This window comes from Nocardioides sp., assembly GCF_029937575.1.
In the GTDB taxonomy this organism is placed as follows: Bacteria; Actinomycetota; Actinomycetes; order Propionibacteriales; family Nocardioidaceae; genus Nocardioides.
Window position 1 is genome coordinate 64,715 of sequence record NZ_JAPYPS010000004.1, and the last position, 15,909, is coordinate 80,623.

The 15,909-nt window shown below is 70.7% G+C and carries 10 protein-coding genes; 6 read left to right on the top strand and 4 right to left on the bottom strand.

What is annotated here, in order from left to right; all coding sequences use genetic code 11:
- Window positions 1–126 precede the first annotated feature (126 nt).
- From Q1K33_RS02610 to Q1K33_RS02620, 3 genes are read left to right on the top strand one after another with little or no spacing between them, the layout of a single operon-like run.
- Entirely contained in the window at window positions 127–933 is an 807-nt protein-coding gene (locus Q1K33_RS02610) for a deoxyribonuclease IV (RefSeq protein ID WP_300400259.1), read from the top strand.
- Window positions 930–2,072, top strand: coding sequence for a peptidoglycan bridge formation glycyltransferase FemA/FemB family protein (locus Q1K33_RS02615; protein WP_300400261.1), 1,143 nt, complete (start codon window positions 930–932; stop codon window positions 2,070–2,072). The genes Q1K33_RS02610 and Q1K33_RS02615 overlap by 4 nt, the downstream gene beginning before the upstream one ends.
- The gene (locus Q1K33_RS02620) at window positions 2,069–3,121 is read left to right on the top strand and encodes an alanine racemase (protein WP_300400263.1); all 1,053 of its coding nucleotides are present in this window, start codon (window positions 2,069–2,071) and stop codon (window positions 3,119–3,121) included. The genes Q1K33_RS02615 and Q1K33_RS02620 overlap by 4 nt, the downstream gene beginning before the upstream one ends.
- Here the strand turns inward: Q1K33_RS02620 and Q1K33_RS02625 are convergent.
- Window positions 3,082–4,557: a hypothetical protein gene (locus Q1K33_RS02625; protein WP_300400266.1), complete on the bottom strand. Its 1,476-nt coding sequence runs from the start codon at window positions 4,555–4,557 to the stop codon at window positions 3,082–3,084. The two genes, Q1K33_RS02620 and Q1K33_RS02625, sit on opposite strands and share 40 nt — an antisense overlap.
- A 19-nt stretch (window positions 4,558–4,576) precedes the next feature.
- Window positions 4,577–7,036, bottom strand: coding sequence for a transglycosylase domain-containing protein (locus tag Q1K33_RS02630; RefSeq protein ID WP_300400269.1), 2,460 nt, complete (start codon window positions 7,034–7,036; stop codon window positions 4,577–4,579).
- A 208-nt stretch (window positions 7,037–7,244) separates the two neighbouring features.
- Here Q1K33_RS02630 and Q1K33_RS02635 point away from each other — a divergent pair, with 208 nt between their 5' ends.
- Both Q1K33_RS02635 and Q1K33_RS02640 read left to right on the top strand, forming a co-directional pair.
- The gene (locus tag Q1K33_RS02635; protein WP_300400271.1) at window positions 7,245–7,814 is read left to right on the top strand and encodes a PadR family transcriptional regulator; all 570 of its coding nucleotides are present in this window, start codon (window positions 7,245–7,247) and stop codon (window positions 7,812–7,814) included.
- Between the two features lie 66 nt (window positions 7,815–7,880).
- Window positions 7,881–8,966, top strand: coding sequence for an inositol-3-phosphate synthase (locus tag Q1K33_RS02640; protein ID WP_300400275.1), 1,086 nt, complete (start codon window positions 7,881–7,883; stop codon window positions 8,964–8,966).
- A gap of 200 nt (window positions 8,967–9,166) precedes the next feature.
- Here the strand turns inward: Q1K33_RS02640 and Q1K33_RS02645 are convergent, their stop codons facing one another.
- A complete protein-coding gene (locus Q1K33_RS02645; protein ID WP_300400277.1) occupies window positions 9,167–10,081 on the bottom strand; it encodes a DUF559 domain-containing protein in 915 nt (304 codons plus the stop codon).
- 190 nt (window positions 10,082–10,271) lie between these two features.
- Window positions 10,272–11,327 (bottom strand): MerR family transcriptional regulator, encoded by a 1,056-nt coding sequence (locus tag Q1K33_RS02650; protein ID WP_300400280.1) that lies wholly within the window; start codon window positions 11,325–11,327, stop codon window positions 10,272–10,274.
- A gap of 253 nt (window positions 11,328–11,580) precedes the next feature.
- Here Q1K33_RS02650 and Q1K33_RS02655 point away from each other — a divergent pair.
- On the top strand, window positions 11,581–15,909 hold a 4,329-nt coding region (locus tag Q1K33_RS02655; RefSeq protein WP_300400282.1), incomplete at its 3' end, for a PKD domain-containing protein.

Sequence of the window (15,909 nt, forward strand, 5' to 3'; positions counted from 1 at the left end):
CGTCCGAGGGTAACCTCCGTCGAACCGCCCTGGCTCCCGGTCGGACCCCCGGTCCGTACCAGCCGGTGGGTACCCGCCCGGGCCGCCCGGGAAACCGCCGCACCGCCGGGCTCCTAGAGTGGTCCCATGAGTCAGCCTGCCGCGCCCGCGATCGGTGCCCACGTCGACCAGACCGACCCGATCGCCGAGGCGCGGGCTCGCCAGGCCCCCCTCGTGCAGTTCTTCCTCGGCGACCCCCAGGGCTACAAGGGCCCCGAGATCTCCTACGCCGGCGGCTCGGACGCGCTGCGTGACGACGCTGCCGCCGCGGGGATCGACCTGTACGTGCACGCGCCGTACATCGTCAACGTCGCCACCACCAACAACCGGATCCGGATCCCCAGCCGCAAGCTGCTCCAGAAGCACGTCGACGCCGCGGCGGCGATCGGCGCCAAGGGCCTGATCGTCCACGGCGGCCACGTCAACAAGGACGACGATCCTGCCGTCGGCTTCGACAACTGGCGCAAGGCGATCGAGGCCACCGACCTCAAGCTGCCGCTGCTCATCGAGAACACCGCCGGCGGCGACAACGCGATGACCCGCTACCTCGAGCGGATCGACCGGGTCTGGGACGCCATCGCGAGCGCCGAGGGGGCCGAGATGGTGGGCTTCTGCCTCGACACCTGCCACGCCCACGCCGGTGGCAACTCGTTGGAGACAGTGGTCGCCGACGTCCTGGCCATCACCGGCCGGATCGACCTGGTGCACTGCAACGACAGCCGCGACGCCTTCGACTCCGGAGCCGACCGGCACGCCAACTTCGGCGCCGGCACGATCGACGCCGACCTGCTGGCCGCGGTGGTCCGCGATGCCGCGGCCCCGGTGGTCTGCGAGACCCCGGGTGGCGCCGAGGAGCACACGGCCGACTTCGCGTGGCTGCGAGAGCGCCTGTGAGTGAGCTCGCGGTCCGGCTCGTCTCCGCCGACGAGCACCTCGCCTTCGTCGACACCCAGAGGTCGGCGAGCTTCCTCCAGACCCCCGCCTGGGGCGCGGTCAAGAGCGAGTGGCGCCGCGAGTCGCTGGGCTGGTTCGACGGCGAGACGATGGTCGGCAGCGCCCTCGTGCTCTACCGCCAGCTGCCCAAGGTCAAGCGCTTCCTCGCCTACCTGCCCGAGGGTCCGGTGATCGACTGGACCGGCGACCTCGGCGACTGGCTGACCCCGCTCGCCGGGCACCTGAAGAAGCAGGGCGCCTTCGGCGTCCGGATGGGCCCGCCCGTCGTCACGCGTCGGTGGGACGCCGCGACCATCAAGGCCGGCATCGCCGACGACGCCGTACGCCGTCTCGACGACGTGGCGCCCACCTCCCGCGAGGCGGTCGGGGCCCGCGTGGTCTCCGAGCTGACCCGCCTGGGCTGGCGCGCGCAGGGCGGCGAGGGCGGCTTCGCCGCCGGCCAGCCCCGGCACGTCTTCCAGGTCCCGCTGCGCCACGCCGACGGCAGCGCCCGCACCGAGGACGACCTCCTCAAGGGCATGAACCAGCAGTGGCGCCGCAACATCAAGAAGGCCACCAAGGAGGGTGTCGTGGTCACCGGGGCGGGTGCCACGGACGTCGCGGGCGAGCTCGAGGCCTTCCACGCGCTCTACGTGCACACCGCCGAGCGTGACCACTTCACCCCCCGCCCGCTGTCCTACTTCCGCACCATGGTCACCGCTCTCGGTGCCGAGAGCGGTGACCGGATCCGCCTCTGGTCGGCCCGCCACGAGGGCGACCTGGTCGCCTCGACGATCGCGATCCGCGTCGGCGCCCACGCGTGGTACTCCTACGGCGCCTCCTCGACCGAGAAGCGCGAGGTCCGCGGCTCCAACGCCGTGCAGTGGGCGATGATCTCCGATGCCCTCGCCGCCGGCGCCGACGTCTACGACCTGCGGGGCATCACCGACACCCTCGACGCCGACGACCCGCACGCCGGCCTGATCCAGTTCAAGGTCGGCACCGGTGGCGAGGCCGTCGAGTACGTCGGTGAGTGGGACCTGCCGCTCAACCGCGCGCTCTACCGGGCCTTCGACGTCTACATGCGGCGGCGCGGATGAGCCTGACCCTCACCGTCGACGGCGACCGCTGGCGCTCCCACCTGCGCTCGGTCGCCGAGGCCAGCCCCGGTCTGGTCCCCGTCGTCAAGGGCAACGGCTACGGCCTCACCCTCGGACGCCTGGCCCGACGCAGCGAGTGGCTCGGCGTCGACACGATCGCCGTCGGCACCTACACCGAGCTGCCCGAGGTCGCCCGGCGCTTCAGCGGCTCGTTGGTGGTGCTGACGCCCTGGCGCCCGTTCGTCGACGACCTCGACCCCACGCTGGCCGCCCGCGTGATCCACACCCTGGGCCGCATCGAGGACGTCGAGGCACTGCTCGCACGAGACCCGCGGGCTCGGTTCGTCCTCGAGCTGCGCACCTCGATGGTGCGCCACGGGTTCCTGGCCCGCGGGCTCTGGGAGGCCGCCGACCGGCTCCGTCGGCACCCGGGTGCCCGCCTCGAGGGACTCGCCCTGCACCTGCCGCTGGGCCAGGGCTCCCACCTCGGCGAGGTACGGCGCCTGCTCAACGACGCCGTCGCCGCGGGTCTCGACGGCCTGGACACCATCTGGGTCAGCCATCTCGTCGGAGCCGAGCTGGACTGGCTGCGGGCGGCGTACGCCGACTTCACGATCCGTCCCCGCATCGGCACCGCCCTGTGGCTCGGCGACCGTTCGGCGCTACGGGTCACCTCGACCGTGCTCGACGTGCACCGGGTCGACCGTGGAGACGTCTTCGGCTACCGGGGCCGGCAGGCGCCCCGGGCCGGGCACCTGCTCATCGTCAGCGGCGGCACGGCGCACGGGATCGGGCTGGAGTCCCCGACGGGAGAGTCGTCGCTCAAGGCGCGCGCCGCCACACTCGCCCGCGGCGGGCTGGACGCGGCGGGCTTCGTGCGCTCGCCGTTCTCGGTCGACGCCAAGCTGCGGCTCTTCGCCGAGCCGCCGCACATGCAGGCCTCGATGCTGTTCGTGCCGAGGGGCACACGGGTGCCGGAGGTCGGCGCGCAGATCGATGTCCGGGTGCGCTACACCGCGACGTCGTTCGACCGCATCGTCGTCACCTGACCCCTCGACCCCCCGCGCCCCCTGCGCGGCGGGTCCCTCCGGGGCCGCTCTCCGCCCACCGGGTCGACCTCCGGCCACCACAGGTCGCCGACCACCACCGCCACCAGCCACAGCGTGCCGACGACGTGCACGCCGATGCCGATCCAGTAGAAGCCGGCAGGTCCGTCGCCGCCCGGGTCGAGCAGCCCGCCGCGCCACCACGAGTGCATCGCCGCGAACACCACGGCGCACGACTGCCAGATGAGCAGGTCGCGCCACCGTGGCCGTGCCAGCGCTGCGAGCGGGAGGAGCCACAGCGCCTGGTGGGGCTCGAAGGCGGGTCGCAGCAGCACGAGTCCGGCGACCAGCAGCAGCGCCGCCTGGCTGACCCGAGGAGGGGACGGGGCCAGCAGGCACAACGTCACGACGCCCGTGACCCACACCCCGACCAGGGCCAACGACGTGGTCAGCACGGTGTCGTGCGAGATCCCGATCGAGTCGTCGAGCACGGTCCAGAGCGTGCCGGAGTCGGGACCACGATCGGCGGCGACCGCCCAGAAGCGCTGCCACTGGGCGGGACCCGAGACCAACGCCGGCAGGTTGAGGCAGACCCACGCCCCCGCGGCCGCCGCCACGGCGGGCGGCACCTCGACGAGTCGCCGGGTGCGCGAGGCACTCAGCGCGAAGGCACCCAGCAGCAGGACCGGCCACACCCCGGCGGCCACGCCCACGCCGACGAGCGCTCCGGCGACCACCGCACGCCGTCGTGACCAGGCCAGCAGGGCGAGCCCGACCGCACTCACGGCGATCAGGTCCCAGGCGGTCAGTCCGGTCACGACCAGCAGGGGGGCGACCGCGAAGCCGGCCGCGTCCCACGGCCGCCTCCGATGCACGCGGCTCAGTGCCAGGGTCGTGAGCAGGGCCAGCACGGCGAGGCCGATCGCGTTGGCGGCGACGAAGATCGTCCGCTCGCGGCGGATGTCGGGGTCGCGCGGCAGGGTCGCTGCCGCCACGCCGTACCGCTCCTCGAGCGAGGGTCCTCCGGAGACCAGCTGTGTGGCGCGAGCCGCGGCGTAGGTCCACAGCCCGACCAGGGCCGGTTCCTCGAGCACCGCGTGCCGCGAGAGCGTGTCCGCCTCGCTCGACCACGGCCAGGCGCCCTCGACGAGGCCGGTGCCGGTGTAGGAGTCGGCGATCTCCGAGCCGCAGACGCGGGCGAGCTGTCCGTCGCCCCGCCACTGGTCGGCGACGCAGGAGGCCTGGGCGACGAGGCCGAGCGCGAAGCTCAGCGCGGTCAGGGCCAGCAGCACCCGCAACGGCGTCCACCAGGAAGACGTGCCACCTGCCTCCCTGGAGCGCGCGCGCGAGCCGACGGGCCCGCCGATCGGCTCGGAGAGCGCCCCCACGACCGGGTCGTCGACGGTGGGATGGACCGGACCGGTCGTCGGGTCCGTCACCGCCGAGTCACCGCCCGCGTCACCAGGCGAAGGGCGTCGTCATGGTCGTCGGGCCGGTCGGCGCCGCCGTACGGCGATCGCTCGCCGCGGTCGCGCCCGACGGCGACTGACTGGGCTGCGGCGTCGGCTGCGGGGTGGGCGTCGGGTCCGGGTCGGGGCACCCCAGCAGTCCGCAGCCCGACGGCGTCTCGCTGGGCACCGGCGTCGGCTCGGGGGTCGGCTCCGGCGTCGGCTCCGGGGTGGGCTCCTTCGTCGGCTCCTTGGTCGGTTCCTTCGTGGGCTCCTCGGTCTCCGGCTCCCTGGTCGGCTTCCTCGTCGGCTGCGCCGGCGCGGTGTAGGACGGGGCGGTGTCCAGCCCGCCGGGCGCGTCGCCGTCGACGTACACGGGCTCGGGGAACTCCTCGACGTCGAGGCCCTCCATCTCGTAGCGCATCACCGCCGTCCAGGTCTCGGCAGGGAAGGCCCCACCGAAGTACGACGGCAACCAGCCCTGGAGCTGCTCGTTGCCCTTGCCGCGGACGTACATGACCGCGGTGGACATCTGGGGGGTGTAGCCGGCGAACCACGCGGAGGAGACGACGCTCTCGCCATCGGCGTCGGTGGCCGTGGCTGTCCCCGTCTTGCCGGCGGCCGGACGGCCCAGCGCCAGAGCCGCCGTACCGGAGCCGTCCTGGACGTTCTCCTGCAGGGCGAAGGAGACGTCGGCGGCGATGTCGGCGCTGATCGCCCGGCTGGTCTCCACCTTGTGGTTGTAGAGGACCTCGCCGTCCGCGTCGGTGACCTTCTCGATCACGTAGGGCTCTGCCTCGACCCCACCGTTGGCCAGGGTGGCGTAACCGTTGGCCATGTTGATCGGGCTGACGGTCTGAGAGCCGAGCGCGACGCCGATGTTGGGCAGCAGGCCCGGGGACGAGTCCGGGAACCCCGGCTGCTTGCCCGGCTTTCGGGGCGGGATGCCCATCTTGTTGGCCATCTTGATGATGGCCTGGGGTCCGTCGTCCATCTTCAGCGTCATGTCGACGAATGCGGTGTTGGCCGACTTCTCGGTGGCGTAGATCATGTCGATCGCCGAGCCCCAGTCGGCGTCGCCCTGGTTCTCGATGGGGGTGCCGTCCGCCAGCTCCAGGGGCGAGTTGCCCTCGAAGGTGTCGCGCAGCGAGAAGCCCTGGTCGATCGCGGCGGCGAGGGCGAAGGCCTTGAAGGTCGAGCCGGCCTGGCCGCCGGAGACGGCCCAGTTGATCTGGGAGTCGAGATAGTCCTGCCCGGCGTAGAAGCCGCGCAGCGCGCCCGTGCCGGGCTCGACGCTGGCGACGCCGATGTGCAGCTCCTTGTCCCCGAACCCTTCGGGCTTGGCGTCCAGCACGCCCTGCTCGGCGGCATCCATCGCCTTCTGCGAGAACGTCGTGGTCACGCGCAGGCCGCCTCCGTCGATCTCGTTGGCGGTGAACGGCGCGCCGGTGGCCTTGTTGGTCAGGCCCTGCAGCGACTTCTTCACCATCGTGAGCATGTGGCCCTTCTGGCCGCCGTAGCTGCTCTCCGCCTCCTGCTCGGGCATCTTCGGCAGGCGCTTGCCGGCCTTGGTGGCCTGGGCCTCGGAGATGTCGCCGACCTCGAGCAGGGACCCGATGACGTAGGCGTAGCGCTCCTTGAGCCGCTGCTTGGCGTCCTTGCCGTTGGCGGGGTCCAGTCCCGACGGGTTGTTGAGCACGCTCGCGAGCACGGCGGACTGGCGCAGGTTGAGGTCGGCCGCGCTGGTGCCGAAGAAGGCGTTGGCGGCGGCCTCGGCGCCGTAGGCACCGCGCCCGAAGTAGATGGTGTTCAGGTAGCCCTGGAGGACCTCCTGCTTGCTCTGCTCGCGCTGCACCTTGAGGGAGAGGATCGCTTCCTTGATCTTGCGCGTGTAGGAGCGCTCCTGGGTGAGGTACAGGATCTTGACGTACTGCTGGGTGATCGTCGAGGCGCCCTGCTGGGAGTTGCCGCTCGCGTTGCTGAACGCCGCGCGCAGGATCCCCTTGGGGTCGATCCCGCTGTCGGAGTAGAAGGTGCGGTTCTCGGCTGCGACGACCGCGTCCTTGAGGTGCTCGGACATCTCGTCGAGACTGACGATCTCGCGCTCCTGCTCGGCGAAGCTGCCGAGCTCGCTCTCGCCGTCCTCGTAGTAGACGAAGCTGGTCTCGCTGAGGAACGCGTCGTTGGGCTGGGGGATGTCGATCGTCTTGTAGAGGTAGACGAAGCCACCCACGGCGAGCAGGGCCAGCACCAGGCCGGTCACGGTGACGTAGGTGACGCCCCGCACGAGCCACTGCTTCCACGTGCGACGGGGCCGGTTGCGGAAGGTCAGTCGCTCCGACCAGGTGCGGCGGGCGCCGTCGGCCCCGATGGACGATCGGGTCCCGAAGGCCCAGCTGCGTCGCGAGCCCGACGTCCCCGTCTTGCTCGACGCCGGAGTCGGCGCCTTGCGCTTGCCAGCCACGTTCACCTCGGGGTCCGTCGTCGGGACGCAGCCGAGCCAGGAGGCCACCGCTGCGGTGCGCCCAGCGGTGGGCGCGCAGTTGCGATGGTACGGCGCGCCGGGTGACGGCTCCCAATACGTGTAGCCGACACGTGTGACCAATACGTGAGCACGACACGTCCAACGAATACGTCGGAACTTTCTAGTTCATGGATATATCGCTACGATACGTCGCATGGCACGTCGCGCAGAGACCATCGAGCTCGCAGTCCTCGGACTGCTGCACGAGGGACCCATGCACGGCTACGAGCTGCGCAAGCGGCTCAACCTCATGCTCGGGTGGGGTCGAGTGCTGTCGTACGGCTCGCTGTACCCGACCTTGAAGAAGATGCTGCGCGGCGCCCTCATCGAGGAAGCCACCACGACGCTGACGCCGGTCTCGCGTCGTCCACGCATCGTCTACCAGGTGACCGACGCCGGCACGGCCGAGTTCGAGCGGCTGATGTCGGAGGTCGGGCCCACCGCCTGGGAGGACGACAACTTCGGCATCCGCTTCGCGTTCTTCGGTCGCACCGACATGGAGATCCGGCTGCGGGTGCTCGAGGGCCGTCGTACCCGTCTGCAGGAGCGGCTGGACCGGATCCAGTCGCAGCTCTCGATGACCGAGCAGGAGGTCGACCGGTACTCCGCGGAGCTGCAGCGCCACGGAGTCGAGTCGGCCGAGCGCGAGGTCCAGTGGCTCTCGGACCTGATCAACGCCGAGCGCAGCCAGCAGGTCAACCCCCCGGCCCAGCCCCAGAGCTGACCGCACCACCGCCACCACCAGCACTGACCACAGCACCTCATCAGCAGGAATCAGGAAGGAAACCCCATGGGTTCGGTACGAGTAGCAATCGTGGGAGTCGGCAACTGCGCGACCTCCCTGATCCAGGGCGTCGAATACTACAAGGACGCCGACCCGACCACGACGGTGCCGGGCCTCATGCACGTCCTCTTCGGCGACTACCACGTGCGCGACGTCGAGTTCGTCGCCGCGTTCGACGTCGACGACAAGAAGGTCGGCAAGGACCTCTCCGAGGCCATCAACGCCTCCGAGAACAACACCATCAAGATCACCGAGGTCCCGACTCTCGGCATCGACGTGCAGCGCGGCCCCACCCTCGACGGCCTCGGCAAGTACTACCGCCAGACCATCGAGGAGTCGGCCGTCGAGCCGGTCGACGTCGTCCAGGCACTCAAGGACGCCGAGGTCGACGTGATGGTGTCCTACCTCCCGGTGGGCTCCGAGGAGGCCGACAAGTTCTACGCCCAGTGCGCCATCGACGCCGGCGTGGGCTTCGTCAACGCCCTGCCCGTCTTCATCGCCTCCGACCCGGTGTGGGCCAAGAAGTTCACCGACGCCGGTGTGCCGATCGTCGGTGACGACATCAAGAGCCAGGTCGGTGCCACCATCACCCACCGCGTGATGGCGAAGCTGTTCGAGGACCGCGGCGTCGCCCTCGACCGCACCTACCAGCTCAACGTCGGCGGCAACATGGACTTCAAGAACATGCTCGAGCGCGAGCGCCTGGAGTCCAAGAAGACGTCGAAGACCCAGGCCGTCACGTCCAACCTGACCGGCGAGCTGGCCAACAAGATCGACTCGCGCAACGTCCACATCGGCCCGTCCGACTACGTGGCTTGGCTCGACGACCGCAAGTGGGCCTACGTGCGCCTCGAGGGTCGCGCGTTCGGCGACGTCCCGCTCAACCTCGAGTACAAGCTCGAGGTCTGGGACTCCCCCAACTCGGCCGGCATCATCATCGACGCCCTGCGCGCCTGCAAGATCGCCAAGGACCGCGGCATCGGCGGCCCGATCATCTCGGCCTCGTCCTACCTGATGAAGTCGCCCCCGGTCCAGATCGAGGACACCGAGGGTCGTCGCCGCGTGGAAGCGTTCATCGCCGGCGAGGAGTGACCTCGCAGCACCCCGCACGATCCTGATCGCGCATCGACCCGTCGCCCCTCCGGGCGGCGGGTCGTTGTCGTTCGTGGGTCAGGGGTGGTCGCGGCGCGGGTGGGAGGCCGTGTCCAAACTCCACAATTGTGGAGTTGTGACGTGCTCTGGCGCGCAAACCGTGTCAGAACTCCACAATTGTGCCGTTTGGACAGGAGCGATCAGGCGGCGAAGTGCTCACGCCAGCGGTCGTCGAGCTTCGGCACCTGCCGCATCCCGCGGAGGATGAGCTGGCGACGGATGCGGTGCAGGGTCCTGCCGGGCTCGTCGTAGATCCCGGCCGAGGTCACCAAGAGGATCCGATAGCCCTCGTCGTCCAGCTCCTCGCGCCGATCGATGTCGGAGTGCCACTGGCGCGAGCTCAGGGCATGTTGACGCCCCTCGTACTCCACAACCAGCTTGATGCCGCGGTAGCAGAGGTCGAAGCGCCGTCGCCACGTTCCGTCCTCCCAGTAGATGACGACGTTGACCTCTGGCTCGGGTAGGCCGGCGAGGACGATGAGCAGGCGCAGGCGGGTCTCCATCGGCGAGTCCACCCCCTTGCGCACGAGGTCGGCCGCGATCCGTGCCAGACCGGCGTAGTAGTCGGTGCTCTGCTTGCAGGCGCGGCGCAGCTCGGCTGGGTCGACGCCGTACTTCTCGACCAGCGCGTCGCCGAGCACCACCTGTTCCACCAGGGAGAGCCACCCTGCGCAGTCGATGAAGGTCGCGATCGGGTCGGTGGTCCGGATTCCCCGTACGACGACCACGCGACGAGGACGCGTTGTGACATGCGGCTTGATCTGCGGTCGATAGTGCCGGTCCTCCTGCTTGGTGACCGTCACGTGGGCGAACGCACTGTCGGGCACCGGAAGCCCGAGCACCTGGGCAGCACTCAGGTGACTCGCGAAGGCATCGTCGGGATGGATCAGCAGGGCTGCCCGGATCAGCGCCAGGTCGTCGCGGTTGTCCCGGTGGACCCAGACGCCCGTGACGAGCTGCACGTAGTCGCGTCGCCGGACCAGGGCAGGGTTGATGCCCGAGGCGCGCAGCTGCCGTCTCGTGAAGGGGTGCCGCCCGATGAAGTCGCCGTCCATGCAGGCACCATGCCCGGCCGGAGCCCGTCGGTGTCGTGGCTATCCACAGGCCCACAGGCGGGTCCGTCATCTGCGACCAGTCGAGACGGGACAATTGTGGAGTTGTGGCAGCCTTTCGGCCCGCCGACGTGTCAGAACTCCACAATTGTGCCGTTTGGGCACGCCGACGCCGACGCCGACCCCACCGACGTCAGGGCACGTCGACGACGACCAGGGCGTGGTTGTCGGGCTCTCCTGCCGCTCGTACGGCGTCGCGCACGGTGGCGACGACGTCCTCGGGTGGCGCGTCGGCCACGAGCAGTCCCGTGAGCACCGCGGTCTCGAGGACCGCGTGCACGCCGTCACTCGTCAGGACGAGACGGTCGCCCGGCTCGACTGCGTGCACGGCGAGGTCCGGGGCGAAGGAGCCGTCGACCGCGATCGCCCGGTTGAGGATCACCCGACGGTCGTCGGCGCGCGCCTCCTCGGGGGTCAGCCTGCCCTCGTCGACGAGGGTCTGGACGACGCTGTGGTCGCGGGTCAGCCGCTCGAGCCGGCCGTCGCGGACGCGGTAGGCGCGGGTGTCGCCGACGTGCGCGACGGCCACCTGGTCGTCGCGCACCACCAGGGCCGTGAGGGTGGTCGCGGCGTCCGGGTGGTCGGCGTACTGCTCGGTGACCAGTGCCGCGGCGCGGGCCACCGCGGCGTCGAGGGCCCGCAGCGGGTCGTCCTCGCCGGCCCCGTCCAGGGCTGCCACCACGCCGAGGACGTCGGACGCCAGGTCGCGGGGGCAGCCACCGATCCCGTCGGCCACCGCGTAGACCCCGTCGGTCACCAGGATCGCGTCCTGCTGGTCCTCGCGACCACCCTGCTCGAGGTACGACGCCGCGTCGGTCGCCGGCTGTCGGGTGATGCTCATCATGGTCTCCTTGTCGTCGAGCTCGGACACGAGGGCGGCGACGAGCGAGCGGGTGGAGGCCGCGTCGGCCTCCACCTGGCGCCAGTACGACGTGAGCTCGGCCGCCGCGGCCCGACCGGAGCGCGAGGCCAGGTCGGCCACCACCCGGATCCGGGCCAGCGGCATGCCGGCCAGTCGCAGCCGCGCCACGAGTCGAGCCCGGTCGAGCTGCTGCGGCGCGTAGCGTCGATAGCCGCTGATCGCGTCCACCTCGACCGGGACCAGCAGCCCCATCTCGTCGTAGAGGCGCAGCGCCTTCGCGCTGAGCCCGGTCGCCCGGGCGAACTCGCCGATGCTGACGTGCGTCATCGGGTCATCATCCTCTCGTGGCCCGTCCCGGTGAACCGTTCACCGAGTGTCCCGACGGTGGCCCCTGCCCCGGGGTGAGGGTCAAGGAGCGACCCGCCGTAGAAACCCCCGGCTGCATCCGCGTCACCGCAAGGTTGTCGGTTTTTCGCCGGGTGCTCGTGAAGATGTCGTGAAAGCCGTAGCGCGACGGCACCACCTGTCGTTGAGTGATCGATCAGACCCCCGTCTCCCGACCCCTCTCGAGGATCCCTTCATGCTGCCTGCATCGCGCACGGCTCCCTCTCTCCCGCGGCGCATCGCCACCGGCACGGCGCTGCTCACCGCCCTGGCCACGATCCCGCTGCTCGGCGTGGCCACCGTCTCCGCCGACGCCCGTACGACCACCGCACCGGCCACCGCGCCGGTCACGGCACCCTCGATCGACTCCGAGGTCGGCGAGTTCGACCTCAGCGTCGACTTCGTGGCCGCCGCCTCGTCGGTGCGCAGCGGGAAGTCCTTCGGGGTCAGCGGCACCGTCCGCCGAGCCTCGGAGGTGCTCGCCGCCGCCCGCCAGAGCCTGCCGACGGCACCTGTCGCGGGTGTGGCAGCGTCGTTCACCCTCGCGCTCGTGGCGCCCGACGGCACCGTCCTGGCCACCCAGGACGTCGTGACGGACGACAGCGGCGCGTTCCGCACCACCGTGCCCGCCGCGGCGACCCGCGGACTCGACGACTCCCGCTCGATCACCCTCGGCCTGCGCGCCACCGACGCGAGCGACGCCGCCGGGCGCACGACCGCCGACGCAGGCGCCGCCCCGGTGCTGCTGGCCTCCGCGGGCGGGCTCGACCTGACCAACAGCTTCGTGTCCTCGGTCGGCTGGGTGAAGCCGGGTGAGACCTACCCGTCGACGATCACCGTCACCAACCCCGGGGCGACACCCGTGGCCGGCGCCGTCGTGGACGTCACCGTCCCGACCGGCACGAGGTTCGAGAGCGCCAAGCCGAGCGCAGGCACCCGGACGATCAGCGCGACCGAGGTCGTGTGGACGATCCCGACGGTGCCGGCAGCGACCGAGGACGGTCCCGGCGTCGTCAGCCTGGTCCTCGAGAACACCGCGGCCCTGGCCTCCCAGGAGCCCACCATCGTGTGGCGCGACCTCTCCACGACGGCCACCCTGACCGTCGGCGCCGAGACCAGCGACGCCACTGCGCACGGTCCCAAGGTGATCCCGCCGAGCGAGACCTACGAGACCGCTCGGTACGGCGACCGTCCGTTCCCGATCGTGCCGGTCCAGTACACCGACCGCGCCTACGTCGAGGGCCACACGGGCGAGACCCTCGCCGAGAAGATCAACAGCCCCGAGGTCGCCGGGTCGACGTTCAACCTCTTCCAGGAGATGTCGCTGGGCCAGCTCTACCCCGCCGGCACCGTGCCGTCGGCCGGCCTGGCGACGGCCGACTTCGACTACGAGCCGGGCTTCGAGCTGACCCGGACGGTCCCGGGCCAGACGTGCACGGGCACGACCTTCAGCGACCTGCCCTTCGACGTCTCCGGTACGGCGCTGTACCCCGAGCGGGTCACGGACGGGGTCTACAACCTCCCCGGTCAGACGCAGTACTACGGCGCCGACGCCAACGGCTCCGCGGTCATCGGCTCCCTCGCCGGGATCGGCGCCCTGCAGAACATCGACTCCGGCTGCGGCCCGACCGGCAAGCTCGTGCGTGACGCCGCCGCCCTGGCGGACCCGGAGGTCGACTACTCCGACTTCGACACCGACAAGGACGGGCTGGTCGACTTCTTCATGGTCGTCTACGCCGGCTGCGGCGGCAACGGCGCCTCCCAGCTCGGTGCCTGCAGCGAGGCGACCAGCGACCTGCTGCCCTACGACAACATCTGGCCCCACTCGTCCTCGCTGGAGGGCTCCTACAGCGACCCGGTGACCGGGCTCGCGGGCTTCGCCACTGACGACCAGCTCAAGGACCTCGAGGGCAACCCGCTCTGGTTCACCGACACGACGTACTCGACCAAGACCACCGAGGACCTCGGCGAGGCGCTCAAGGTCTTCGTGCGCGTCGGGCCCTACAACGTCAACCCCGAGACCGCGATCGACAAGGCCTCGGTGATCTCTCACGAGTACGGGCACTCGCTGGGGCTCCCGGACTTCTACAGCCTCGGTGGCCGCGAGACCTACGGCGACTGGAACCTGATGGCGACCGACAAGTCGCAGAACATGGACGCCTTCTCCCGCCAGGAGCTGGGATGGGTCGTGCCCGAGGTGCTCGCGCCCGGCCAGACCGAGGTCACCGGCTTCCAGCACTCCAAGGTCGACACCGGGTCGATCACGTGGGCGACGCCCGACGGCGAGGCCTACACCCTGGAGGACGGCGCCGACGGCATCGTGCACAACTCCGAGATGTACGTCGCCAAGCTCCCCGGCCGGACGTTGCTCGACGCCGACGCGTTCGAGAGCGGCGACGGCGCCACGGCCGACCACCTGTGGTGGTCGGGCTCGGGCAACGACTTCGGCTGCGTGCCCAGCGGTGGGCGCAACCTCGACATCGCGATCCCGGGCCTCAGCGACCTCGATCCCGGCACGCCCGTCACCCTGTCCTTCAAGTCCCGGTGGAACATCGAGTGGGACTTCGACTACGGCTTCGTGCTCACCACGACCGACGGCGGGTCGACGTACACCTCGCACGAGTCCGAGGAGGGCTACACGACCTCGGCCAACGGCATCCCGGTCGGGAACCCCAACCAGGTGGGCTGCCTCTCGACCTACGACAACGGCCTGACCGGCTCGAGCGGCTCCTACGACGCCGGCACCGCCGACCTCGACCGACTCCTGGGCGAGCAGCCCGACCCGGTCTTCCTGGCCGACTCCTACGACATCAGCGACCTCGCCGGTGCCGACCAGGGCGCGCTGCGCTTCTCCTACGCCACCGACCCCGGCCTGGCTCTGCCCGGCTGGTTCATCGACGACGTCGTGGTGACCGCGACGATCGACGGCACCGACAAGGTCCTCTTCGAGACCGACTTCGAGGAGAGTGGCGAGCCCGGCGACGAGCGGATCTTCAACGGCGGCTGCAAGGAGGACCTCTCCACGGCCAGCCGTTGCACCCTGGGCTGGAAGTACCTGCAGGCCGGCGCAGCCTCCCCGCAGGACCACGCCTACTACCTGGAGATGCGCGACCGCTCGGGCTTCGACTTCGACGGCAAGGGCGAGATCGACCGCGACCCGATCGGCTTCGAGGCCGGGCTCTCCCTCGTCTACACCGACGAGGCGCACGGCTACGGCAACGCCGGCACGGACGACCCGCCGGCGCAGTCCCCGCTGGACGCGACCCCGACCGTGGGCTCGTCGAGCCCCGAGCTCGACGACGCGGCCTTCACCGCCGCCGACGGCCGTACGTCGTTCTCCGACGCCGCCGACGACCCGCACGTCGACAACTACGCCGACCCGTCGAGCCCGTCGGGCGACTGGACCTTCGACTACGACTGCCTCGACTTCACCGTGAGGTCGATGTCCGGGGAGGACGCCGCACCGGAGGGCAACCTGAGCGGAGACGTGCTCTTCGACCTCGGCGAGGGGTGCAGCGACTTCGACTACGGCTACGTCGACGAGGAGCCGCTCCCGGACAACCTCGCGCCCACCGCCGTCGCGGCCGCCGATCCGACGAGCGCCCGGACCGGAGAGACGATCGAGTTCTCCGGCCTCGGCAGCTCCGACGACGCCGACGCCGTCTCCGACCTGGACTTCAGCTGGGACTTCGGCGACGGCGGCAGCACCAAGGACGCCAGCGGCGCGACGGTGTCGCGCAGCTACCCGGAGGCAGGCGAGTACGACGTGACCCTGACGGTCACCGACACCCGCGGGCTGAAGGACACCGACCGCCTGACCGTCACGGTCACGGGTGAGACCGTCGACACCACGGACCCGATGGCGCAGGCCGAGGTCTCACCGCGCAAGGTGTTCGTGAAGCGCAAGGTCTCGCTGGACGCGTCCGGCAGCTCCGACGACGTGACGGGCCAGGAGGACCTCACCTACGAGTGGAGCCGGGGTGACGGCGGCGATACCGTCGATGCCACCGGCGCGCAGGCCTCGGTGAGGTTCCGCAAGCCGGGTCGCTACACCGTGCGGCTGACCGTGACCGACGAGGCGGGCAACAGCGCATCGACGTCGAAGCGGGTCCGCGTACTGCGCTACGTGCCCTGCCGCAACTCCTCCGTGCAGCGTCAGGGCTCCTGGAAGGTCCGCAAGGACTCGTCGGTGCCGCGGGGGAGCTACTGCGACACCAGCGGCAAGGGCAAGCGCCGCAGCGTCGTCACCTACTCGTTCACGGGTCAGAAGCTGCAGATCCTCCAGGGCAAGGCCACCAGCGGTGGCTTCGCCCGGGTGATCGTGGACGGCGACAAGAGGAAGCAGCTGAACTTCCGCTCGAAGAGCGGCGCCAGCGGCGTCGCGTTCGACAAGCTGCGCACCTACGGCAAGCTCGGCCGCGGCACCCACACGGTGCGCGTGGTGATGAAGCAGACGAGGTCGTCACGCAACGAGGGCTTCCTCGCCGGGTTCGTCGTGGGGGGGGGGGGGGGGCGGCGCGCCCGC